General features: G+C 56.3%; 1 rRNA gene. It reads right to left on the bottom strand.

Going from position 1 to position 263, the window contains the following annotated elements:
* Positions 1-263, bottom strand: a 16S ribosomal RNA gene (locus tag WD019_RS21840); the annotation flags it as partial.

Below are 263 nucleotides of genomic sequence, written 5' to 3'. Positions count from 1 at the left end.
ACGAGCAGTTACTCTCGTACTTGTTCTTCCCTGACAACAGAGTTTTACGATCCGAAAACCTTCATCACTCACGCGGCGTTGCTCGGTCAGACTTTCGTCCATTGCCGAAGATTCCCTACTGCTGCCTCCCGTAGGAGTCTGGGCCGTGTCTCAGTCCCAGTGTGGCCGATCACCCTCTCAGGTCGGCTACGCATCGTCGCCTAGGTGAGCCGTTACCTCACCTACTAGCTAATGCGCCGCGGGCCCATCTCATAGTGTCAGCT

Source organism: Fictibacillus sp. Mic-4 (assembly GCF_049843615.1).
Taxonomy (GTDB): domain Bacteria; phylum Bacillota; class Bacilli; order Bacillales; family Fictibacillaceae; genus Fictibacillus_A; species Fictibacillus_A gelatini.
Note: the sequence above shows the minus strand (reverse complement) of the source record. Positions and strands in the feature narration are given on the sequence as shown.